Raw genomic sequence first — 23,486 nt, 5'->3', positions numbered from 1 at the left:
TTCGAAACTTGGCAGGATTTTCACGAAATTAGTCGAATTGTTTGGATGGATATTTTTCCTTTTGAAAATAGTTATGGTAATATTCAATTATGACTGAATTTTAGTAAAAGGCGGTGAAAAGGATGTCTTTGACTTTTTACTGGTATCCGAAGTGCGGAACATGTCGAAACGCAAAAAAGTGGCTTGACCAACATGAAGTTAATTATGAGCCTGTACATATTGTGGAAAACCCTCCATCCCGTGAGAAAATTCGAGATTTTTATCAAAAAAGCGGCTTGGAATTAAAGAAGTTTTTCAACACTAGCGGAATGAAATATCGTGAATTGGGAGTTAAAGACAAATTAAAGACAGCTTCCGAAGATGAACTGTTAAACTTGCTTGCATCTGACGGCATGTTGCTGAAACGGCCGATTTTAACAGACGGTGAACATGTCACTGTCGGCTTTAAAGAAGATGAGTTTGAGAAAGTATGGACGAAATAGTCCGTCATTAAAATGGCAATCGATATATTTCGATGATAGATATTTTTAGAAAAATGATGGAGGGATTTAGACAATGAGCACACCAAAAGAATTGCGTTATACTGAAGAACATGAATGGGTAAAAACCGAAGGTAACCGCGTGCGTGTTGGAATTACCGACTTTGCGCAGCATGAATTAGGAGACATTGTTTTCGTTGAACTTCCTGAAGTTGGCGATGAGATCAATGCCGGACAGCCATTCGGCAGTGTCGAGTCTGTTAAGACGGTTTCCGAACTTTATTCTCCGGTAAGCGGCAAGGTTGTGGAAATTAACGAAGATTTGAATGATAGCCCTGAATATGTGAACGAATCTCCATATGAAAAAGCATGGATGATCGTGGTTGAAGTCTCAAACAATGGCGAGCTGGATGAACTAATGACAGCCGAGCAATACGAAGAAATGATTAAAGAAAATTAATATTTTGAGCGAAAAAGCACCAATATGGGTGCTTTTTCTTTTTATTACCACTTTTTCTTCTGCGTTAATGGGGAAACTATAAATAAAATTTTATGGCAGGTGGAAAAAATGGCATTGAATCAACATAAGATAGACGTAACAGACAGGGTTGTGGGCAAGCTCAAAAATGGAGAATTAGAGCTGTTTTTGGAAAATCAGTCAATCGGCATCTGTAAGCTTCCAGAGAATATTCAAATAAAGCTCGAGCATCATTTTGAAGCCGAAGGCCAAAAAATATATCAGCATGTCACCACAACAGATGGAAAAGATGCCAAGTATACCGACTGTGATGATGGCGGATGGTGCTGACAAATAAAAGAATTCCATCATCTTATAAGCAAATTCCTATTTTTAAAATAACAATAATGGTATAGTTGACATACAAAGATGTGTACACGTATTAGTGATTCTGGAATATGTTAACAGTAAACCACTTCATATCAGGTGATGGATGATGAATGATTCGTTTGTTGACAAAGTTCTTATTGTGGAAGGAAAATCGGACAAAAACAAGGTCAAGAATATTTTAAAAGAGCCTGTTGAGATCATTTGTACCAACGGGACCATTAGCCACACAAAGTTGGATGAATGGATTGATATTCTTGAGGACAAAGACGTCTACATTCTTGTTGACGCTGACGCAGCTGGCGAAAAGCTTCGCAAGCTTTTTAAAAGGGAATTTCCAAATGCAGAGCATTTATATATAGACCGAATGTATCGCGAAGTGGCAACTGCCCCAGAGCACCACTTAGCAACCGTTTTGCTGGGGGCAAACATTGACGTGCATAAAGAGTTTTTAGAGATGGGCTGAAGTTACAGATGATCGAATGGAATCGAGATGAATTTTCCACGTTTTGGGAGAGCGGTGAACGCGGTGTAGTTTACTTTTATACACCCATGTGCGGGACCTGCCAAGTGGCCGGGAAAATGCTTGTAGTCGCGGAAGCAGCACTTGGGGATGTTAGTATTGGAAAAATGAACCTAAACTACTACCCTGATCTGGCTCGGTCTTTTGAGATTAAAAGTGTTCCGTGCCTGTTGTTTGTTGATAATGGGCGTGTCGTGGAGACACTTTACGCATTTCATTCGGTTCCGTATTTGTTGGAGAAGATAAAGGGGTATTTGAAGGGATGAGCAGACGCCGGGTGAGGCGTCTGCTTTTTATTAAATAAGTTGTATCATACATAATAATGTCCCAAAGTTGCCAAAGGGGTATTGGCTACTAAGATTAAGATAAAGTTGAGATTATGGTAGCTAATTAAGGATATAGGCTACCGAAACTCAGACAAAAGAGGAAACAGGGTAGCCAATCAGAGCTATAGGCTACCGAAATTCAACCAAAAGTGGAAACAGGGTAGCCAATTAGAGCTATAGGCTACTGAAATTCAACCAAAAGTGGAAACAGGGTAGCCAATCAGAGCTATTGGCTACCGAAACTCAGACAAAAGAGGAAACAGGGTAGCCAATCAGAGCTATAGGCTACCGAAACTTAGGCAAAAGTGGAAACAGGGTAGCCAATCAGAGCTATTGGCTACCGAAACTCAGACAAAAGAGGAAACAGGGTAGCCAATCAGAGCTATTGGCTACCGAAATTCAACCAAAAGAGGAAACAGGGTAGCCAATCAGAGCTATAGGCTACCGAAACTCAGACAAAAGAGGAAACAGGGTAGCCAATCAGAGCTATAGGCTACCGAAACTTAGGCAAAAGAGGAAACAGGGTAGCCAATCAGAGCTATTGGCTACCGAAACTTAGGCAAAAGAGGAAACAGGGTAGCCAATCAGAGCTATAGGCTACTGAAATTCAACCAAAAGTGGAAATAGGGTAGCCAATCAGAGCTATTGGCTACCGAAACTCAGACAAAAGAGGAAACAGGGTAGCCAATCAGAGCTATAGGCTACCGAAACTTAGGCAAAAGAGGAAACAGGGTAGCCAATCAGAGCTATTGGCTACCGAAACTCAGACAAAAGAGGAAACAGGGTAGCCAATCAGAGCTATTGGCTACCGAAATTCAACCAAAAGTGGAAACAGGGTAGCCAATCAGAGCTATAGGCAACCGAAACTTAGGCAAAAGAGGAAACAGGGTAGCCAATCAGAGCTATAGGCTACTGAAATTCAACCAAAAGTGGAAACAGGGTAGCCAATCAGAGCTCTAGGCTACTGAAATTCAACCAAAAGTGGAAACAGGGTAGCCAATCAGAGCTATACGCTACCGAAATTCAACCAAAAGAGGAAACGGGGTAGCCAATCAGAGCTATAGGCAACCGAAACTCAGACAAAAGAGGAAACAGGGTAGCCAATCAGAGCTATTGGCTACTGAAATTCACCCAAAAGAGGAAACAGGGTAGCCAATCAGAGCTATAGGCAACCGAAACTCAACCAAAAGAGGAAACAGGGTAGCCAATCAGAGCTATTGGCTACCGAAACTCAGACAAAAGAGGAAACAGGGGAGCCAATCAGAGCTATAGGCTACCGAAATTCACCCAAAAGTGGAAACGGGGTAGCCAATCAGAGCTATAGGCTACTGAAATTCAACCAAAAGAGGAAACAGGGTAGCCAATCAGAGCTATTGGCTACCGAAATTCAACCAAAAGTGGAAACAGGGTAGCCAAAGGATCTATTGACTCCAAAACAGCCAGAAAATATTACTCATAATAAGTCCATTGACCATATCCCATTAATGTGTAGTGTTCCTTTAGGATTCTTCCAATCATCTTTTTAGAGCCGCTCCCTCCACACCACTCAAACACCAAATTAGTCGTAATCTTAAACTCCGGAAAAAGCAATCTTAACTCCCCAACACTCCGTAGCACTACCGACTCTAGTCTCTCCTCACACCCACAAGTATTACAAACCATTTTCCTCTCCCCAACAGAAACCGAAAATGAGTGGCACTTCGAACAATAAGGACCCTTTTTCAGCTCCTCATAACTATAAGTCGGCTTTGTAGCATTTGGATAATCACCCTGATCCAGTGAAATTAACAGGTCAGCCAATCTTTCATGGCCTCCGTTCAGGTTTGATGGGATATTTTCTAATTTTCTGATGAAGCGATTGATTTGTGTTGGGAAAATAACATGATTGTTTTGGGGTGCATTGTATAAAGTGAAGGTGGGGCTAATATGAACAACGTAGGATTCAACCGGTAGATTAAATTTGTACTCTTCGAGAAGCTGCCGCAGCTTGGATTCGGCCTTCAACAATTGAAGGAAAGGGTCGTCAATTTCGGTATCATTTTTACAAAAGCGGTCGGGATCAGACTTATAAATATAGTCTCCTTCAAAATTTTTAACATCAATGGGGTAAATCGTTTTTTGAAAAATAATCACAGTATCGATTTGAAAGTACTTTTCTTTCAATTTAAAGAGCAAGCCATTTAATACGATGCAGTTATTCCCCAATCGTTCGGTAATTGAATCAAACATTACTTCTCCTTGATAGCCTTTTTCAAGAGCGTAGTACTTTCTCCCGTCTTTGTCAGAAAGCTTCATCCGCGGGTTTAAGGCCCTTAATTCAAGTAACTCCTTTGGTTCATGGCGTGATTTTTTTGGTGTAGGCATAGTCCACATCCTTTCAAACTATTAAAATACCCATATCCAATTTTACTCCAACTTACTTAAATGCAAATTAGAATGTATGAATATTTTGTTAACATTACCAGCATCCCTCATCTTCCGACATATTTCTCGGGAAATGCTAATATTTCCCCACTCGTCCGAAGATAATGTCGACCAATTCATAGAGGAATAGACCAATTACTGCTGAATAGTAATGGTTATAGACGAGAATTTCGGAGTGATTAAAATGATAGAAGATGTAAATAGCTTTTTAAAAACCTTCAAAGACCAAAAGCATATTCTTCCGCTAATTCAGCACGCAGAACTAAAGGTAAGCCTAAGCACTACCGAACAGCAATTGCTTCAACTAGTTATTAAAAACGGGGAAATTTTCGCTCTCTATGACAGACAAGTGGAGCAGGTGCATTGTCAAATCCACGGTGAATCACATCAAATCAAGCAGCTACTTGAAGGGCAAGAGAGGTTAAGAGTGCTAGATCGAAACGGGGCCTTGAACATAACAGGTTCATTAAGAAATATATTATTACTTGAGTCCCTTTTTTATTTAACAAAACCCCAACACAATCTAGCCAAAATAATTTAATCAAAGGTATTGACTCGGAATTAAACTTCAGGTATTATTTTTTTAGAATATTCAATCAACGTTCGGCGAACTAAATAAACATTCTTATCAAGAGCGGCGGAGGGACTGGCCCGTTGAAGCCCGGCAACCGGTAGACCACACACGGTGCTAAATCCAGCAGAGCAAACAGGCTCTGAAAGATAAGAAGAGCGGAGAACCCCCATCTTCTTATAGGAAGCATGGGTTTTATTTTTATAATGGGAGGGAATTAGAACTATGTCAGAAAAACAAAAGAAGTTAAGGTTTGAAACATTAAGTGTTCACGGTGGTCTTACACCAGACCCGGTAACAGGAGCACGGGCGGTTCCAATCTATCAAAATAACGCATATCAATTCAAAAGCACAGAGCATGCTGCCAACCTGTTCGCATTAGCAGAACCTGGGTACATATACACAAGGATTCACAATCCAACTACAACCGTTTTCGAAGAAAGAGTATCGCTCCTAGAAGGTGGAGTTGGCGCTCTGGCAGTGGCCAGCGGCATGGCAGCCATTACGCTGGCCATCTTAAACATTGCTGAAGCGGGAGATGAGATTGTTGCTGCATCCAACCTTTACGGTGGAACCTATAATTTATTTGCTGTGACCCTTCCAAAATACGGGATTAATGTGAAGTTTGTAGATCCAGAGATTCCGGAAAACTTCCGTGCTGCCATTACGGACAAAACAAAAGCCGTATTCGCTGAAACGATCGGCAATCCGAGCTTAAGAATTCTAGATATTGAAAAGGTAGCTAATATTGCTCATGAAGCAGGTGTCCCTCTCATTGTAGACAACACCTTTGCGACTCCATATCTGTGCCGTCCGATTGAGCACGGGGCAGATATCGTCGTTCACTCCGCAACCAAGTGGCTGTTGGGTAATGGAACAACGACTGGAGGCATCATCGTCGACGGCGGAAAGTTTGATTGGAATTCGCCGAAATTCCCTGGCTTCACCACACCAGATGCAAGCTATCATGACCTTGTGTATGCAGAGGCACTTGGACCGGTAGCATATATTATTAAGGCGCGCGTCCAGCTTCTTCGTGACATGGGGCCGGCTTTAAGCCCGCAAAACGCATTCCAGTTCGTGTTAGGATTGGAAACCTTACACGTACGGATGAAAGAACATGTTGCCAATACCCAGAAGGTCGTGGAGTACCTTCACAACCATCCAGCGGTGGAGTGGGTTTCTTATCCGGGGCATCCAACACATCCTGACTATGACTTGGCACAAAAATATTTGCCTAAGGGCGCTGGCTCCATGGTTGTATTTGGCATTAAAGGCGGAAGAGAAGCCGGTGCGAAATTAATCGATGCCATCACTTTATGGGCGCACGTGGCCAATGTTGGCGATGCCAAGAGCTTAATTATTCACCCGGCAAGCACCACCCATCAGCAGCTGGATGCGGAAGGTTTAAAGGCGGCGGGTGTTTCCGAGGACTTGATCCGTCTTTCCATCGGAATTGAAAATGTCGAGGATTTGGTAGAAGATTTGGAAGACGCAATCGAAGCTGCAACTGGCCTAACCTCTTTAACAACAAATGCCTAAATTTTCTTGAAAAAGTTATTTGAATATGTAGAATTTTGTCGTTGACACTACTTTCTAACCGTGATACGATTACTTTCATAATAATAGTATTAAAGAATGACTAATTTTATATAGGATAGCTTTTGCTCTTATCGAGAGAGGTGGAGGGATGTGCCCTATGAAGCCCGGCAACCGTCAATTTTATTGAAATGGTGCCAATTCACACAAAGCTTACGGCTTTGAGAGATGGGAGAAAGGATTCATTTGATAATGATGCCTTTCTGCCTGCGCAGAGAGGCTATTTATTTTACTAAAATAGAATCCTTTCATAAAAATTATCAAATCCTATAATAAGGATAAGAAGTAGGTGATTCAATGATTTCAATTAAAAATGTACGAAAGCTTTTCTCTACTAAGCAGGGACAGTTAAAAGCAGTTGATGAAGTAAACCTGGATATAAAAGAGGGAGAAATCTTCGGTGTGATCGGATATAGCGGGGCTGGTAAAAGTACCTTAATCCGTATGTTAAATGGTCTCGAGCTGCCTACGGAAGGAACAGTTAACGTGGCGGGTAAGGAGATTTCAAAAGTAAAGGGTGCAGAACTTAGAAAAGCTCGTCAGGAAATCAGCATGATTTTTCAGCACTTCAATTTGCTTTGGTCAAGAACAGTCAGCGAAAACATTGCTTTTCCATTGGAGATTGCAGGTGTAAGCGCACCGGAAAGAAAAAAACGAGTTGATGAGTTAATCAAGTTAGTAGGTCTTGAAGGCAGAGGAGACGCTTACCCTTCGCAGCTAAGCGGCGGGCAGAAGCAGCGCGTCGGAATTGCGAGAGCCCTTGCCAATAACCCAAAGGTATTGTTATGTGACGAGGCGACTTCTGCACTCGATCCACAAACAACAGACTCCATTCTCGACCTTTTAGTAGATATTAATAAAAAATTTGGTCTAACAATCGTTCTGATCACCCATGAAATGCATGTCATCCGGAAAATATGCCATCGGGTTGCAGTTATGGAAAGCGGACGGATTGTGGAACTTGGTCAGGTACTTGATGTCTTTAAAAATCCGCAACAACCGATTACGAAGCGATTCGTTCAGCAGGTAACTGAACCGGAAGAAACGAAGGAAACAGTGGAACTTTTGCTCGAGCGGTACCACTCCGGGCGTATTGTCCAGCTAACCTTTATTGGAGAATCAGCTGAGCATCCGGTCATTACCAATTTAATCCGTCACCACAATGTAACGGTAAATATTCTCCAAGGGAAAATTTCTCAGACACAAAGTGGTTCGTATGGGACCCTGTTCATTCATGTTGATGGGAGCGAAGAGGACGTCAATGGCGCGATTGATTTTATTCGTTCACAACAGGTAGGAGTGGAGGTGATCGAGAATGCTTGATTCGTGGTTCTATAATGTCGATTGGGCAAGCATTTGGGAAGCAACAAAAGAAACCCTTTATATGACGGCCATTTCAGTCATCTTTACCTTCATTCTCGGGTTAATTCTAGGACTTATATTATTTTTAACAGGCAAAGGGAACCTTTGGGAAAATCGCATTATTAATCAAATAGTCGCAGCTGTCGTAAACATCTTTCGGTCCATCCCATTTATCATTTTGATCATTTTACTGCTTCCTTTTACTGTTATCTTAATGGGCACAATGCTAGGGGCAAATGCTGCCTTACCAGCATTAATTATCGGGGCAGCACCATTTTACGCAAGAATGGTGGAAATTGCACTAAGGGAAATCGATAAAGGGGTTATCGAAGCAGCCAAATCGATGGGAGCAACTGATTGGCAAATTATCTACAAAGTATTAATTCCTGAATCGCTGCCTGCCTTAATATCAGGGATTACCGTAACAGGAATTGCCTTAGTAGGCTATACCGCCATGGCCGGTGTTATTGGTGCTGGGGGACTTGGAAACCTAGCCTATTTACAAGGCTTCCAAAGCTACAATACACAAATAATGGTATACTCTACCATATTTATATTAATCATCGTTTTTATCATCCAATTTATCGGGGATAAAATCACGGGATTGATTGATAAAAGATAAACAACATAAACAGGAGGAACAAAAATGAAAAAATTATTCATCTTCGTATCAGCATTACTCGTTATTTTTTCACTAGCAGCTTGCGGAAAAGACAATGCTTCTAAAGATAACGAAAGTAAAGGAAGCAAAGAAACAAAATTGGTAGTAGGGGCATCCCAGGTTCCCCATTCAGAAATCTTGAAAAAAGCTCAGCCTCTTTTAAAGGAAAAAGGCATTGATCTTGAAGTTAAAGTAATTAATGACTATGTGACTCCAAATAAAGCATTAGCATCTGGTGACCTTGATGCGAACTTTTTCCAGCACGTTCCATATTTAAAAGATCAAATGGCGAAAAACAAAGACTTTGATTTTGTCAATGCTGGCGGCATTCATATTGAACCAATCGGTGTATATTCAAAACGATACAAAAAATTATCAGAGCTGCCAGATGGAGCAACCATTATCATGAGTAACTCCGTTGCTGACCATGGACGTATGCTCTCCCTTCTTGACCATGAAGGATTAATTACCTTAAAAGAAGGCATTGATAAAACTACTGCTAAAGTAGAAGATATTGCGAAAAATCCTAAAAACTTAAAGTTCAAAACGGATGTAGAAGCGGCAATGCTGCCAAAAGTATATGAAAATGACGAAGCAGATGCAGTTCTGATCAACACAAACTATGCGCTGCAGGCCGGACTAAATCCAATGAAAGACGCTATTGCACTTGAGGGCAAAGAATCACCTTATGTAAACATCATTACAGTTCGCAAAGGTGATGAAAATAAGAAAGCCATTAAAGCTCTTGTGGATGTCCTTCATTCAAAAGAAATTCAAGATTTCATCCTTGAAAAATACAAAGGTGCCGTTGTACCAGTTTCTGAATAATATATAAATAGGTAAGTACACCAGAAGGAAAGTCAGTGAGGAATCACTGGCTTTTCTGCATTCAGTACATGAAAGCACATTGTTCAGTAAAAAATAGATGTCATAACCAACCATGGCAATTTCGCAAAAAATAAGGTATCATTTTATTCGGGCTTGTATTACATAAAAAGTCTTTATCTGAATTTTCTTTAAAAGCTTCCTGCTATTCTCATTTAGCATGTTCTGACTGAAAATACATGCTAGTTATTACTATTAAAAAGTTGCTAACAAATTCTATTTGTTATAAGATTGTAATGAGAATAAAGTGAGAATGAATGCGGAAGATCTTAAAAAAATCTGTCTGCAAAGATACAATACATTTTCGGAGGTATGAATATGGCTGGATCAACTTTAACAATCAAAGATCTGCATGTAGCAATTGATGGGAAAGAAATTTTAAAGGGTGTCAACCTTGAAATAAAAGGCGGCGAAATTCACGCCATTATGGGTCCTAACGGAACGGGTAAATCTACATTATCCTCTGCTATCATGGGTCACCCTAAATATGAAGTAACAAGCGGAAGCATTACGCTTGATGGTCAAGATGTTTTAGAAATGGAAGTAGATGAGCGCGCTCGTGCTGGACTATTTTTAGCCATGCAATATCCAAGCGAAATTAATGGTGTAACCAATGCTGACTTCTTGCGTTCAGCGATTAACGCCCGTCTTGGCGAAGGAAACGAAATTTCTTTAATGAAATTCATTCGTAAAATGGATAAGCAAATGGAATACCTGGAAATGGATCTGGATATGGCGCAGCGTTACCTTAATGAAGGCTTCTCCGGCGGTGAGAAAAAGCGCAATGAAATCCTGCAATTAATGATGTTAGAGCCAAAGATTGCGATTCTCGATGAAATCGACTCCGGACTTGATATCGATGCCTTGAAGGTAGTATCGAAAGGTGTCAACGAAATGCGCGGTGAAGATTTCGGCTGCTTAATTATTACTCACTATCAACGTCTGTTAAACTATATCACTCCTGACCATGTGCATGTGATGATGCAAGGCCGTGTTGTAAAATCCGGCGGGCCAGAGCTTGCACAGCGCTTAGAAGCAGAAGGATATGACTGGATCAAGCAAGAGCTTGGTATTGAAGATGAAACAGTTGAGCAAGAAGCTTAAAAGCTTTTGTTAGGAGGGTTAGCAATGACAACAGAAATAACATTACCGTTTGATAAGGGTTTTGTGAGCTCTTTTTCAAAAGAAAAGAGCGAGCCTGCTTGGTTTGAAGAGCTTCGACTGAAGGCACTTGAGCATTTTCACGAACTGCCAATGCCTCGGCCAGATAAAACAAAAATAGATAAATGGAATTTTACCCAGTTTGAGCAGCATACAGTTAAAAGTGCTCCATATACATCTTTGGCAGAACTGCCGGCAGAGGTTAAAGCATTAGTTGATTTGGATGCGGCAAATCAAAATTTATATATTCAGCGGAACCAAACGCCAGCCTTTATTTCCTTATCAGAAGACCTAAAGGCAAAGGGTGTTGTGTTTACTGATATTTTCACTGCTGCCAGAGAACACGGCGATTTATTGAAAAAATATTATATGACACAGGCGATCAATGCAGATGAGCACCGTTTGACTGCTCTTCATGCAGCATTTGTCAATGGCGGAGCCTTCCTATATGTTCCAAAGAACGTTGAAATTGCGGAACCGATTCAAGCAGTGTTCGTGCATGACAATACGGAAGCAAACTTATTTAACCATGTTCTCGTCGTCGCAGAAGATAACAGCTCTTTAACTTACGTGGAAAACTATATTTCCACAGTGGAAGAGTCTAAAACCTTGGCGAATATTCTGACAGAGGTAATTGCCAATACAAATGCAAAGGTTCAATACGGTGCTGTTGATACTTTGGCAAAAGGCATCACAACCTATGTGAACCGCCGCGGTGTCACCGGCCGCGATTCCCGAATCGAGTGGGCACTTGGCATGATGAATGAAGGCAATACCATTTCTGAAAATACGACCAATCTGCTTGGTGACGGCTCCAATGGTGATACGAAAACTGTTGTGGTCGGACGTGGTGAGCAGACCCAGAACTTTACGACAAAGGTTGTTCACTTTGGCAGACATACAATAGGAAATATCTTAAATCATGGCGTTGTTAAGGATAACGCTACTTCTATCTTCAATGGAATTGGCAAAATTGAGCACGGCGCCTCCAAGTCTGACGCTGAGCAAACATCCCGTGTGTTAATGCTTAGTGAAAAAGCTCGCGGCGATGCGAATCCAATTTTATTAATCGATGAAGATGATGTTATGGCTGGCCACGCTGCTTCTGTAGGACGCGTTGACCCAGTGCAACTATACTACTTGATGAGCCGCGGTATTCCAAAGAAGGAAGCGGAGCGTTTAGTCATTCATGGCTTCCTTGCACCGGTGGTAAATCAGCTTCCAATTGAAAAAGTAAAACAGCAATTAGTGGAAGTTATTGAAAGGAAAGTAAGATAATGAATATCCAGGATATTCGCAAACAATTTCCTATTTTAGACCAGGAAGTCAACGGCAAACCGTTAGTATATTTGGATAGCTCTGCGACCTCGCAGAAGCCCGTACAAGTTATTGAAACACTTGACAGATACTACCGGGGGTACAATTCAAATGTCCACCGCGGTGTGCATACACTAGGAACAAAAGCAACTGATGCATACGAAGGCTCACGAGAAAAGGTTCGTAAGTTTATCAATGCCAAGTCTATTCAGGAAGTTATTTTTACAAGAGGTACGACAACGTCCCTTAACACGGTGGCGGCAAGCTACGGTGCCGCCAACCTGAAGGAAGGCGACGAAATCGTCATTACCTATATGGAGCACCACAGCAATATCATCCCTTGGCAGCAGGTAGCAAAACGGACTGGTGCTCAGCTGAAATACATCCCGCTCCAAGAGGATGGCACGATTTCACTAGACGATGTTCGCACGACCATCACACCTAACACAAAAATTGTGTCGGTGATGCAGGTCTCCAACGTGCTTGGCGTCATCAATCCAGTTAAAGAAATCGCCAAGATTGCCCATGAAAATGGCGCCATCATGGTAGTCGACGGTGCACAGAGTGCTCCTCATATGAAAATCGATGTTCAAGATTTAGATTGTGATTTTCTTGCATTTTCCGGCCATAAAATGTGCGGACCGACCGGCATCGGTGTACTTTACGGCAAGAAGCATTTGCTTGAAAAAATGGAGCCGATTGAATTCGGCGGTGAAATGATTGATTTCGTGGAATTATATGAATCAACCTGGAAAGAGCTGCCTTGGAAGTTTGAGGGCGGTACGCCTATCATTGCCGGTGCCATCGGTCTTGGTGCGGCGATTGACTTTTTAAATGAAGTCGGTTTAGACAATATTGCGGAGTATGAACATAAATTATCTGCTTATGCGCTTGAAAAAATGTCAACTGTTGAAGGCATCACCATCTATGGACCGCATGATCCCGCTAAACGTGCTGGTCTAGTGACTTTCAATTTAAGTGATGTTCACCCGCATGATGTAGCGACGGTTCTAGATGCCGAAGGAATTGCAGTACGTGCCGGCCATCACTGCGCCCAGCCTTTGATGAAATGGTTGAAGGCATCGGCAACAGCTCGTGCCAGTTTTTACCTATACAACACAGAAGAAGATATTGATAAACTCGTAGAAGGGCTTGTCAAAACGAAGGAGTATTTTAGCGATGTCTTCTAACTTAGATGCACTTTACCGAAGAGTTATTATGGACCATTACAAAAACCCACGCAATCGCGGGGTTTTGGAGGATGGAAGCCATACGATCAATATGAATAACCCGACCTGCGGTGACCGTATTCAATTAACCTTGAAGGTGGAGGACGGCATTGTCGTTGACGCCAAGCAGGAAGGGGAAGGCTGTTCCATTTCCATGTCATCTGCTTCGATGATGACGCAGGCGATTAAAGGGAAGAAAATCGAAGACGCATTAAAGCTGTCGAAGATTTTTTCTGACATGATGCAAGGGAAAGAAGTAGATGAGGATATTGATTTAGGCGATATCGAAGCACTTCAAGGTGTTTCTAAATTCCCGGCACGCATTAAATGTGCAACATTGGCGTGGAAGGCGATGGAAAAAAGCTTGAAAGAAGAGAATCAAGATTAAAACGGTTCTGAAAGTATCCGGACTTTTGCCTGGAGCTTTCACCTCTCGTAAAAAAAGGAGGAATACTTGCGATGGCGAAGAAAATGCCGGAGATCGGCGAATATAAATATGGTTTTGCCGATAAAGACGTTTCCATATTCCGATCAAAACGTGGTTTAACTCGTGAGATTGTTGAAGAGATTTCAAAAATGAAGGGTGAACCTCAGTGGATGCTTGACTTCCGCTTGAAATCACTTGAAATTTTCTACAGTAAACCAATGCCGCAATGGGGCGGTGACTTAAACTCATTGAATTTCGATGAAATTACGTACTATGTAAAACCATCGGAGAAATCAGAAAAGTCATGGGATGAAGTACCGGAAGAAATTAAAGCGACATTTGACAAACTTGGAATTCCAGAAGCCGAGCAAAAATATCTTGCGGGGGTTTCTGCGCAATATGAATCCGAGGTTGTTTACCATAACATGAAGGAAGACCTTGAGGAATTAGGAATCATCTTTAAAGATACCGATTCTGCTTTAAGGGAAAACGAAGATATTTTCCGCAAACACTGGGCAACAGTTATTCCGCCAACTGATAACAAGTTTGCTGCATTAAACTCAGCTGTATGGTCCGGCGGCTCTTTCATTTATGTACCACCAGGTATTAAAGTGGATACACCATTGCAGGCCTATTTCCGGATTAACTCGGAAAACATGGGGCAGTTTGAAAGAACGCTGATCATTGTCGATGAAGGTGCACATGTCCACTATGTTGAAGGTTGTACAGCACCTGTTTATACAACGAACTCCCTGCACAGCGCAGTTGTAGAAATCATCGTTAAAAAAGGCGGCTATTGCCGTTATACAACGATTCAAAACTGGGCAAACAACGTATACAACCTTGTAACCAAGCGGACTGTCTGCGAAGAAAATGCGACAATGGAATGGATAGATGGTAACATTGGTTCAAAATTAACGATGAAATATCCAGCTGTTATTTTAAAAGGTGAAGGTGCCCGCGGTATGACATTATCCATTGCGATTGCTGGCAGAGGTCAAGTGCAGGATACAGGTTCTAAAATGATACATCTTGCGCCAAATACATCTTCAACGATTGTTTCTAAGTCTATTTCTAAGCACGGTGGAAGTGTAAACTATCGCGGCATGGTCCATTTTGGCCGTAAAGCAGACGGTGCTCGCTCAAATATCGAATGCGATACGTTGATAATGGATAATCAATCTACTTCAGATACGATTCCATACAACGAAGTGTTAAATAATAATATCTCACTTGAGCACGAAGCAAAGGTTTCTAAGGTTTCTGAAGAGCAGCTCTTCTACTTGATGAGCCGTGGTATTTCGGAGCAGGAAGCAACTGAGATGATTGTTATGGGCTTCATTGAGCCATTTACAAAAGAACTTCCAATGGAATATGCCGTTGAGATGAACCGCTTGATCAAGTTCGAAATGGAAGGTTCTATCGGTTAATATTTTGATATGAGTGACCCGCTTGCTGGAATTGGCAGGCGGGTTTTTTGCATTGAATATTGAATAGTCTCTAATATAGAGGGCCAACTTGCGGATAAGGTGATCCAACCTGCGGATAATCATCACCCACTTGCGGATAAGATAACCCAATTTGCGGATAAACCTCTCCAACTTGCGAAAGGGATTCCAACTTGCGGATAAAAGTCCCCTACTTGCATATAGACACTTCCAACTTGCGGTTAAGCATCTTTAATTTGCTAATTAACGTTTGCTAATACTATTATAAAATGGAGGTGAATTCATTGATATATATAGGTCTAACAGGCTGGGGCGACCACGATAGTTTGTATACAGGTCCAATCACCCCTAAAGACAAATTAAAGGAATACGCAGGCCATTTTCCAATCGTGGAAGTGGACACCGCTTTTTATGCAATCCAGCCCCAAAGGAACGCCTTAAAATGGGTTAATGAAACACCGTCCAACTTTCAATTTATCGTTAAAGCCTATCAAGGCATGACAGGTCATCTTCGCGGCGAAGTGCCATTTGAAAATAAACAAGCCATGTTTCAAGCATTTATAGAATCATTGGACCCCTATATTGAGAAAAATAAACTTGCCATGGTTTTATTTCAATTTCCGCCGTGGTTTGATTGCAAACGGGAAAATGTCAATTACTTACGATGGTGCAAACAGCAAATGGGGGAAATCCCCTGTGCACTCGAATTTAGGCACCAATCCTGGTTTGCGCCGCAATATCGCAAACAGACATTGGAGTTTATGAAAGAGGAAAATTGGATTCACAGCATATGTGATGAACCGCAATCTGGAGAAGGCTCCGTTCCGACTGTTCTTGTAACCACAAACCAACATAAGGCTCTCGTAAGATTCCACGGCCGCAATGTCCACGGTTGGCAAAAGAAAAACGCCGACAATTGGCGGGATGTCCGCTACCTTTACCGCTATAATGAACAAGAACTCCTAGAATGGGCCGGACATATCCAAACGCTTACAAAGGAATGTGACGATTTGTACCTTCTTTTTAATAACAATTCCGGCGGCGACGCAGCAGATAACGCCAAGCAGATGATGGACATATTAAATATTGAATATCAAGGATTGGCTCCGAGACAACTGGACTTGTTTTAAAAGCAGACATAGAAAGAAAGTGACACAATGGAATGGATTATTCTTTTGATCATCGGTATTTGTGCAAGCTCATTGGGATCGTTGATTGGCCTTGGCGGCGGGATTATCGTTGTGCCGGCCCTGCTCTATTTGGCTACAGTAAACGGGTTTGCCCACATCACTCCGCAGGTTGCCGTCGGGACATCGCTTTTTACAATGATTTTCACGGGGCTTTCCTCAGTGCTGGCATATACAAAACATAAAGTGGTTGATTATAAAAGCGGGCTTATTTTTCTAATTGGAAGCGGCCCAGGGAGCATTCTGGGGGCATGGGTAACAGAAAGAATGAACCTCCATGCTTTTAATTTATATTTTGGATTATTTATTATTTTCGTCTCGATTATCCTGTTTATTAAAGATCAATTAAAGCCAATACCATATAGGAAGGACAGGGGCATTACCCGTACCTTTACGGACAACAGGGGTAAAACCTTTGAATATGGCTACAGCCCTGTTGTAGCAATAATTGTTTCATTTATTGTCGGGTTTTTATCAGGTATTTTTGGTGTTGGCGGCGGCTCACTGATGGTTCCAACGATGATTCTCGTTTTTTTCTTCCCGCCGCATGTGGCTACGGCAACATCGATGTTTATGATTTTACCAACCTCAATCTTAAGCTCGATTACGCACATCTCATTAGGAAACGTCAATTGGCTTTATGCTTTGGCACTTGTGCCGGGGGCATTTATTGGTGCGAATATTGGCGTGTTTTTAAATACTAGGCTAAAGAGCAAAACGATAGTCTGGATATTAAGAACGGTTCTTGTTATTGTAGGGGTTCGACTAATCTATGAAGGAATAACAGGGTAGGTAGATACAAGTGGAAAAAATACATATATACCATACGAACGACATCCACAGCCACTTGGAAAATTGGCCGCGCATCAAGCAATTTTTGAAGGAGAAAAGGGAGCAGCACCGAGATCAAGACGAGGTTTTCCTATTTGATATTGGCGATTTCATTGACCGCTGGCATCCGTTGACAGAGGCGACGATGGGGAAATCGAGTATTGATCTCTTAAACGAAAGCCAATATACTGCAGTTACAATTGGCAATAACGAAGGAATCAACCTGCCGCATGATGGGTTGGAGCAGCTTTATGGCGACTCAAAGTTTGATGTGCTGGCAGCGAATCTTTTTCAAAAAAATAACCAGCATCCAAGCTGGGTGAAGCCTTATCAAATTTATCAAACCAAATCCGGTACCCGGCTCGGAGTTATCGGCCTAACGGCCAACTTCGCGCATCTATACGAATTACTAGACTGGAAGCTGACCGAGCCGATTAGCGAGCTTAGAAAATGGATAAAAGCCGTAAAGGAGCAATCTGACATGGTTATTTTGCTTTCCCATCTCGGCCTTCGTGATGATGAACGGATTGCTGCAGAATTTCCTGGGATTGACGTGATTCTGGGTGCTCATACTCATCATTTTTTGGAAACTGGAAAGCTTGTAGACGATTCTCTTTTGGCGGCCGCCGGAAAATTCGGCCATTATGTAGGCCATGTTACGATTACGTTGGACAGCCAGAAAACCATTCAAGACAAACAAGCCATTCTTTATGATACAAAGGAACTTCCGGCGGCTCGAAATGAAGTTGAAATAGCGGAGGCTTATTTCGATAAAGGGAAGGAACTACTTAATAGAAAAATCACTACCCTAACGAAGCCATACTTAAGCGATCCGTTTAAAGAAACAGATTTCTCGCTTTTCCTATGTAAAGCTTTACGGGAATGGTGCCAAACTGATTGTGCGATGATCAATGCCGGACTCCTTCTTGGTCCGTTATCCGGCGATGTGACAGAATTTGATCTTTTAAACATCTGCCCACACCCAATTAATCCGTGTGTTGTCGAGGTTAACGGCAAAGAATTAAAAGAGATATTAATCGAAACGATGAACGAAAGCCTTCATCAACGGCAAATTAAAGGGCTTGGTTTTAGAGGAAACATGCTGGGAATCTTTGTTTATGACGGAATCACGTTTCATTCCGGAGAAATTTTTATAAATGGAGAAAAGCGGGAGCAACAAAAAATCTACACACTGGCACTGCCGGATATGTTTACGTTTGGGCATTTTTTTAAAGGAGTTCTGCCTCATAAGGATAAGCAATATTTTTTGCCGGAATTTTTGCGCGATATCCTAAAATGGAAACTAAAGACCCAGTCTTAATTCTGGGACACACGCTTTTTCCTTTTCCTACATAATGTGATAGTAGGGAAAGGAGTGTGGAATCCTGATGATTGATCTTTCACCAATTGAAATTGACGGCCATACGTTCCTGGCGGTTTCCGTGTTACTTCCGAAAACGACCTTGCTTGCTGTGACAAGCGATAAAGGATATATAATGTGCGGTGCGTTGGATGTCGGCTTATTAAATGATAAACTAAAAGACCGAAACATTATTGCAGGGAGAGCTGTCGGAGTAAGAACCATCGACCAGCTGTTGAACGCGCCGCTGGAATCCGTCACAATTGGAGCGGAGGAGTTAGGAATCACAAAAGGCATGATCGGCAAGGATGCCTTGCTGAAAATGATATAATAGCCTGCTATCGCAGCAGGCTTTTTACCATTTATTTATTGGGCTAGTTCACCCCTTTTTCGCATACACATACGATGAAGGGGTGATTTTTGTTGGCAAAATTTCGCATGTACCGGCGGCGAAGAGGTCCGTTGCCTTTCCGATATGTCATGCTTTTGACTTTTGTCTTTTTCCTGTTGACATCCGCAATAAGTGTGTTGCTCGTGAACAAAGGGATTGAGCCTACCTTAATGAGATATGCCGAAACCGAAACTAGGAATATTGCTTCCCTTGTGATAAATAGAGCTATTACTAAAAGGACCACCAATGTCGGAGAAAATAATCAAGTCGTGCAAATCATCCCAGGCGGCGATGGAGAGAAACAAAACTTTCAGTTAAATACGGATTTAATTAATAGGGTATTGGCTGAAACAACGGCACAAATTCAAAAGAATTTGAAGGCGGCAAAACAAGGTAATCTTGCCCAGCTGGAACAGATTACAGATGTGGAAATTGAGACAAAGAACACGAAGGATGAGAACTCGATAACTTGGTATGTTCCATTAGGGCAGGCAACCAATATTGCTTTGCTTGGGAACCTTGGTCCGAAAATTCCTGTCAAATTTCAAGCCATTGGGGAAGTTGAACCAGATGTGCGGATCCAAACGAAAGAAATGGGAATCAATAATACATGGGTGGAGGTCTCAATTGAGATTGAGGTATCCGTTCAAATCATTACTCCATTTGCTACGAAAATTACTAAACTGAAACAAAGTATTCCAGTCGGCAGTGCCCTTGTAGAGGGGACGGTTCCTCAGTTCTATAATGGCGGAGGAGGTACTATTCCATCCATTCAGATTCCGGAGAAAAAGCAGGATACCAAAAAATCTGGAAATTAACAAATGGACTATCCATAATCGGATAGTCCCTTATTTTTTTCGTGTGTTCATTTTTTCAAGACGTTTCCACTTTGCCAAATACGGATAGGGGTCAAATGACCATTCGGTTATTCCATTATCTTTATACATGCCATAATGGAGATGCGGAGGAAATTTTCCTGATGTGCCTGGAGGGCCGTAGCCGGAGCTCCCTACCCCGCCAATCACCATCCCGGGTTCAACAATTTGTCCAACCTTTAAGTCTTTGGCAAACCCGCTGAGATGGGCAAAGTAATGATAGGTGTTATTGATATCCCGGATGCCTATTCTCCAACCGCCAAATTTGTTCCAGCCCTTCATTTCCACAATCCCGTAACAAGTGGCCCTTACAGGTATACCATAGCCTGCAAATATGTCGGTCCCCTCGTGAATTCTTCGGCCGCCCCAGCCCCGGGCATCTCCCCAGGTGCTGCGATAGCTATGGTTGCTTCTTAAAGGAACTGGGAAAACATTTGTATCCAAATTTAGCCGTCCAAAATGACGGTACATTTTTGCATAGCTGACGATACTGCCAACCGTTCGGTCACGGTGGTAATAATCCCATAAACCGATTTTAATATTATCTTCATCTACTCCGTAAGAAAGCAGAAAATGAGCAAAGGAATACAATACATCTTCATCATTTTTCAGGCTGGCCTTTCCATCTCCATCCCCATCAACTCCGACTCCATTAAAAAACTCGATAATTGCAGGATTCTCTTCTGAAGGATTAGGATTAGTCAACCCGGCCCATTGTTCAGGGCGAAAATAAATGCCAATCAGACTTTCTGATTTTGGCAAATCGCGGCGTGCCAAGCGGACATTTCGTTCATATTGGTCAACCGCAGCTAAATAATACCAAGGAATTTGTGTGATGGTTTCAACCTTCTTATAAAGCTTCATTCGTTCCTGGTATGGATCGGCTTCCGCAGCTTTTGCCTCAAAACTTGAGGTAAATAACAATAGGAAAGCTGCTATTATCAGCACAGCCCGCATAGGAATTCTCCCTTCCCATTTATAGTACAAAGTTAGTTTATGAATTCTAGAACATTTCATTATCGTCAATAATTGGAAATCGGAAAAATCTTTGCGGCAGGTGCTGACTTCTTGTCGTTGTCGACCCAGTATGTTAAAGTGACAACAGGAATGTTTATACTTAGTCGGGGGTGCATGATGAGCAAGAAAGAGGAAGTCCTGAGAAAACCTGATTGGTTAAAAATAAAGCTTAATACAAATGAATCATATACAGGATTAAAAAAATTGATGAGGGAAAAGAATCTCCACACGGTTTGTGAAGAGGCGCGCTGCCCGAATATTCATGAATGCTGGGCAGTACGCAGAACGGCAACCTTTATGATACTCGGAGATACGTGTACCCGGGCCTGCCGTTTCTGTGCTGTAAAAACGGGTTTGCCGACAGAACTTGATTGGCAAGAACCAGAAAGAGTCGCTGATTCTGTTCAACTAATGAACCTAAAGCATGTCGTCGTAACTGCAGTTGCCAGGGACGATTTAAAGGATGGCGGTGCCGCTGTTTTTGCGGAAACGGTCCGGGCTATTCGCCGGAAAAACCCGTTTACCAGCATTGAGGTCCTTCCGTCTGATATGGGCGGAAAGGAAGAAAACCTGCAAACATTAATGGATGCTAAGCCAGATATTTTAAACCATAATATTGAAACGGTCAGACGCCTTACACCGAGAGTCAGGGCTCGAGCAAAATATGACCGCTCACTAGAGTTCCTGCGCCGGGCTAAGGAAATGAATCCAAGTATTCCTACGAAATCAAGCTTAATGATCGGCCTTGGCGAAACAAAGGAAGAAATTATTGAGGTTATGGATGATTTGCGGTCAAATCATGTTGATATCATGACGATCGGCCAGTATTTGCAGCCGACGAAAAGCCACCTAAAGGTTGTAAAATACTATAGCCCTGATGAGTTTAATGAATTACGTGAAATTGCCATAAGTAAAGGGTTCAGCCATTGCGAAGCGGGACCGCTTGTTCGTTCTTCATACCACGCTGACGAACAAGTAAATGCGGCTGCAAAGCATAAGCAATTACTTGGCGAACAAAGTGCGCAGGAAGCCAAATAAAAAAAAGAGTTCAGCCCTAATTTAGTTCGGGTCTGAACTCTTTTTATTAGCGTTTGTGATTATAGTCTAAATCGTCCTTAGTTAGTCCGTTTTCATCTTCATTATCGTTCAATCTTGTTCCCTGTGGAGATGTTTTCATTTGCTTGATAACATAATTTACCTGGTCACGTGATTTTTCGCTAAGGGAATCCAAATTAGCCAAGTTTTGAATATCTTGGATATGGACCTTATTATCACTGACGTATACATGGTAATACCTAGGGACAACAGATAATGCTGTTTTCTTCACTTGGTCCGCTGTTAAATTTCGGTTTTTCGAATCAGTACGATACGCCACTAGAACTTCTCTGTCTGTTACCAATGCAGCCACATCATGGACGTTTGGAATATTGGCACTTAAGCGACTGATGACATGGGCTACTTGTTCACGGTCAAGGGCCGTGTAGCTATCATTTGTGTTATTATCGTTCATCAGTGGGCTTTTCTGGTGACGTACAAAGCCAAAGTCATTGTTAACGTTACGGATATCCTTGCTCGCACCTTCACGGTAGAGCTCATGCCGTTTATTGTTTACATTAATGGTATTGCCGGATTCTTCATATATATCGTTTTTACCCATATCCTTGGAACAGCCTGTGACTGCAGTTAATGCACATAACCCAATGATTATGCCTAATTTTTTCAACATTAACACCTCCTTTTATTAGATTTTCCAAAGCGCTTATTTTTTTTCTTAGTAATTGATGGTGAATCGGTTATAATGGGATAAAGAATAGCTGGCAAAATTTGAGGTGAAAACCATGGTTCTTATTAATAACACTACTTATGAACTTGTACAGGAATTTCGGAATGGTTTTAATGAGGAAGCTCTAAAGGCTAGATATAGTGACATTTTATCCAGATATGATTATATTGTGGGGGATTGGGGCTATAACCAGCTCCGATTAAAAGGCTTCTTTGAAGACCAAAATCAAAAAGCAACCTTTGATACAAAAATCAGCACATTAAGTGAGTATCTGTATGAATACTGCAATTTTGGCTGCGCTTATTTTGTATTGAAAAAGGTGAAAAAATAAACGAAGGGGCGATTAATCCCCTTCGTTTTTAAATTTTCAAGAATTTATACATTCTTAACGCACAAATTCAACTACGCCTCTTTTCGTCCTTCTGACTCGCCAATCGGCGATTTTGCATTTATGTTTATGCCTCGTTATTGTTATACGGGGCCTGTTCATCGGTTTCTTTATCATCATGCGGGGGATGTGCTCCCGGGTATTCTCTTGGCAAATCCTGATGCAAGGCTTTAAACTCATAGTTAAAATTGCTGTACCTGCGCTGTCCCTCTTTCCAAGGTGTGCTCTTCAATTCAACTGGTTCATCTTGTCGAATCGGCGACCCGAACGGGCCATCTGGAAATTCTTCGGCGGTTAAATAGTTCCGCTGTACTTCCACGCTGGATAAGTCACCGTATTTTTTGGAATCCTTTTCAGCCATGTTCCTCACTCCTTTTCTTTTATTATTTCTTCCGAAG

26 protein-coding genes and 2 riboswitches are annotated in these 23,486 nt (G+C 41.9%); of the genes, 22 read left to right on the top strand and 4 right to left on the bottom strand.

What is annotated here, in order from left to right; genetic code table 11:
• Window positions 1-122: 122 nt before the first annotated feature.
• From ACZ5AE_RS24350 to ACZ5AE_RS24330, 5 genes are all read left to right on the top strand, one after another.
• A complete protein-coding gene (locus ACZ5AE_RS24350) occupies window positions 123-482 on the top strand; it encodes an arsenate reductase family protein (protein WP_464567073.1) in 360 nt (119 codons plus the stop codon).
• 73 nt (window positions 483-555) lie between these two features.
• A complete protein-coding gene (gene gcvH, locus ACZ5AE_RS24345) occupies window positions 556-939 on the top strand; it encodes a glycine cleavage system protein GcvH (RefSeq protein ID WP_464567072.1) in 384 nt (127 codons plus the stop codon).
• Window positions 940-1,047: 108 nt separating this feature from the next.
• The gene (locus tag ACZ5AE_RS24340) at window positions 1,048-1,287 is read left to right on the top strand and encodes a YusG family protein (protein WP_464567071.1); all 240 of its coding nucleotides are present in this window, start codon (window positions 1,048-1,050) and stop codon (window positions 1,285-1,287) included.
• A gap of 145 nt (window positions 1,288-1,432) precedes the next feature.
• Window positions 1,433-1,789 (top strand): toprim domain-containing protein, encoded by a 357-nt coding sequence (locus tag ACZ5AE_RS24335; protein WP_464573729.1) that lies wholly within the window; start codon window positions 1,433-1,435, stop codon window positions 1,787-1,789.
• 8 nt (window positions 1,790-1,797) lie between these two features.
• A complete protein-coding gene (locus ACZ5AE_RS24330) occupies window positions 1,798-2,112 on the top strand; it encodes a thioredoxin family protein (protein ID WP_464567070.1) in 315 nt (104 codons plus the stop codon).
• A gap of 1,509 nt (window positions 2,113-3,621) precedes the next feature.
• Here ACZ5AE_RS24330 and ACZ5AE_RS24325 read toward each other — a convergent pair.
• A complete protein-coding gene (locus tag ACZ5AE_RS24325) occupies window positions 3,622-4,536 on the bottom strand; it encodes a nuclease-related domain-containing protein (protein ID WP_464567069.1) in 915 nt (304 codons plus the stop codon).
• Window positions 4,537-4,780: 244 nt separating this feature from the next.
• On the opposite strand from ACZ5AE_RS24325, the gene ACZ5AE_RS24320 reads away from it, so the two are divergent.
• From ACZ5AE_RS24320 to yunB, 15 genes are all read left to right on the top strand, one after another.
• Window positions 4,781-5,137, top strand: a complete 357-nt coding sequence (locus ACZ5AE_RS24320; RefSeq protein ID WP_464567068.1) for an SCP2 sterol-binding domain-containing protein — start codon at window positions 4,781-4,783, stop codon at window positions 5,135-5,137.
• A gap of 81 nt (window positions 5,138-5,218) precedes the next feature.
• Window positions 5,219-5,323: riboswitch (SAM riboswitch) on the top strand.
• Window positions 5,324-5,392: 69 nt separating this feature from the next.
• Window positions 5,393-6,709 carry an O-acetylhomoserine aminocarboxypropyltransferase/cysteine synthase family protein gene (locus tag ACZ5AE_RS24315; protein WP_464567067.1) on the top strand — a complete coding sequence of 439 codons (1,317 nt, stop codon included), beginning with the start codon at window positions 5,393-5,395 and terminating at the stop codon, window positions 6,707-6,709.
• A gap of 125 nt (window positions 6,710-6,834) precedes the next feature.
• Window positions 6,835-6,941, top strand: a riboswitch (SAM riboswitch).
• 122 nt (window positions 6,942-7,063) lie between these two features.
• Window positions 7,064-8,089 carry a methionine ABC transporter ATP-binding protein gene (locus ACZ5AE_RS24310; RefSeq protein ID WP_464567066.1) on the top strand — a complete coding sequence of 342 codons (1,026 nt, stop codon included), beginning with the start codon at window positions 7,064-7,066 and terminating at the stop codon, window positions 8,087-8,089.
• Complete coding sequence (locus tag ACZ5AE_RS24305; protein WP_464567065.1) at window positions 8,082-8,750, top strand: methionine ABC transporter permease; 669 nt, start codon at window positions 8,082-8,084, stop codon at window positions 8,748-8,750. Before ACZ5AE_RS24310 ends, ACZ5AE_RS24305 begins: the two co-directional genes overlap by 8 nt.
• A gap of 24 nt (window positions 8,751-8,774) precedes the next feature.
• Window positions 8,775-9,617, top strand: coding sequence for a MetQ/NlpA family ABC transporter substrate-binding protein (locus ACZ5AE_RS24300; RefSeq protein ID WP_464567064.1), 843 nt, complete (start codon window positions 8,775-8,777; stop codon window positions 9,615-9,617).
• Between the two features lie 375 nt (window positions 9,618-9,992).
• Window positions 9,993-10,778 carry a Fe-S cluster assembly ATPase SufC gene (sufC, locus tag ACZ5AE_RS24295; protein WP_464491409.1) on the top strand — a complete coding sequence of 262 codons (786 nt, stop codon included), beginning with the start codon at window positions 9,993-9,995 and terminating at the stop codon, window positions 10,776-10,778.
• Window positions 10,779-10,802: 24 nt separating this feature from the next.
• Complete coding sequence (sufD, locus tag ACZ5AE_RS24290) at window positions 10,803-12,113, top strand: Fe-S cluster assembly protein SufD (protein ID WP_464567063.1); 1,311 nt, start codon at window positions 10,803-10,805, stop codon at window positions 12,111-12,113.
• Window positions 12,113-13,342, top strand: a complete 1,230-nt coding sequence (locus ACZ5AE_RS24285) for a cysteine desulfurase (RefSeq protein WP_464567062.1) — start codon at window positions 12,113-12,115, stop codon at window positions 13,340-13,342. The genes sufD and ACZ5AE_RS24285 overlap by 1 nt, the downstream gene beginning before the upstream one ends.
• Window positions 13,332-13,769, top strand: a complete 438-nt coding sequence (gene sufU, locus ACZ5AE_RS24280; protein ID WP_464567061.1) for a Fe-S cluster assembly sulfur transfer protein SufU — start codon at window positions 13,332-13,334, stop codon at window positions 13,767-13,769. The genes ACZ5AE_RS24285 and sufU overlap by 11 nt, the downstream gene beginning before the upstream one ends.
• 71 nt (window positions 13,770-13,840) lie before the next feature.
• On the top strand, window positions 13,841-15,238 hold the full coding sequence (gene sufB / locus ACZ5AE_RS24275; protein ID WP_464567060.1) for a Fe-S cluster assembly protein SufB: 1,398 nt from the start codon (window positions 13,841-13,843) through the stop codon (window positions 15,236-15,238).
• Window positions 15,239-15,540: 302 nt separating this feature from the next.
• A complete protein-coding gene (locus ACZ5AE_RS24270) occupies window positions 15,541-16,386 on the top strand; it encodes a DUF72 domain-containing protein (RefSeq protein WP_464567059.1) in 846 nt (281 codons plus the stop codon).
• Window positions 16,387-16,413: 27 nt separating this feature from the next.
• Window positions 16,414-17,235, top strand: coding sequence for a sulfite exporter TauE/SafE family protein (locus ACZ5AE_RS24265; protein ID WP_464567058.1), 822 nt, complete (start codon window positions 16,414-16,416; stop codon window positions 17,233-17,235).
• Between the two features lie 10 nt (window positions 17,236-17,245).
• Complete coding sequence (locus ACZ5AE_RS24260; RefSeq protein WP_464567057.1) at window positions 17,246-18,595, top strand: bifunctional metallophosphatase/5'-nucleotidase; 1,350 nt, start codon at window positions 17,246-17,248, stop codon at window positions 18,593-18,595.
• Between the two features lie 67 nt (window positions 18,596-18,662).
• Window positions 18,663-18,965: a YunC family protein gene (locus tag ACZ5AE_RS24255; protein ID WP_464567056.1), complete on the top strand. Its 303-nt coding sequence runs from the start codon at window positions 18,663-18,665 to the stop codon at window positions 18,963-18,965.
• Between the two features lie 92 nt (window positions 18,966-19,057).
• Window positions 19,058-19,843: a sporulation protein YunB gene (yunB, locus tag ACZ5AE_RS24250; RefSeq protein WP_464567055.1), complete on the top strand. Its 786-nt coding sequence runs from the start codon at window positions 19,058-19,060 to the stop codon at window positions 19,841-19,843.
• 30 nt (window positions 19,844-19,873) lie between these two features.
• Here yunB and ACZ5AE_RS24245 read toward each other — a convergent pair whose 3' ends face one another.
• The gene (locus tag ACZ5AE_RS24245; RefSeq protein WP_464567054.1) at window positions 19,874-20,857 is read right to left on the bottom strand and encodes a M23 family metallopeptidase; all 984 of its coding nucleotides are present in this window, start codon (window positions 20,855-20,857) and stop codon (window positions 19,874-19,876) included.
• A 177-nt stretch (window positions 20,858-21,034) separates the two neighbouring features.
• Between ACZ5AE_RS24245 and lipA the strand changes: the two genes are divergently transcribed.
• Window positions 21,035-21,955, top strand: coding sequence for a lipoyl synthase (lipA, locus tag ACZ5AE_RS24240; RefSeq protein WP_464573728.1), 921 nt, complete (start codon window positions 21,035-21,037; stop codon window positions 21,953-21,955).
• A 46-nt stretch (window positions 21,956-22,001) separates the two neighbouring features.
• On the opposite strand, the gene ACZ5AE_RS24235 is transcribed toward lipA, so the two are convergent.
• Window positions 22,002-22,643, bottom strand: a complete 642-nt coding sequence (locus ACZ5AE_RS24235; protein WP_464567053.1) for a YhcN/YlaJ family sporulation lipoprotein — start codon at window positions 22,641-22,643, stop codon at window positions 22,002-22,004.
• 112 nt (window positions 22,644-22,755) lie between these two features.
• Between ACZ5AE_RS24235 and ACZ5AE_RS24230 the strand changes: the two genes are divergently transcribed.
• On the top strand, window positions 22,756-23,031 hold the full coding sequence (locus ACZ5AE_RS24230) for a YutD family protein (protein ID WP_464567052.1): 276 nt from the start codon (window positions 22,756-22,758) through the stop codon (window positions 23,029-23,031).
• A gap of 124 nt (window positions 23,032-23,155) precedes the next feature.
• Here ACZ5AE_RS24230 and ACZ5AE_RS24225 read toward each other — a convergent pair whose 3' ends face one another.
• The gene (locus ACZ5AE_RS24225) at window positions 23,156-23,449 is read right to left on the bottom strand and encodes a cytosolic protein (protein ID WP_464567051.1); all 294 of its coding nucleotides are present in this window, start codon (window positions 23,447-23,449) and stop codon (window positions 23,156-23,158) included.
• Between the last annotated feature and the right edge of the window lie 37 nt (window positions 23,450-23,486).

It is taken from the genome of Neobacillus sp. S1227, assembly GCF_055385255.1.
The sequence above is the reverse complement of the archived record's forward strand: the minus strand, read 5'-3'. Positions and strand labels throughout refer to the sequence as shown.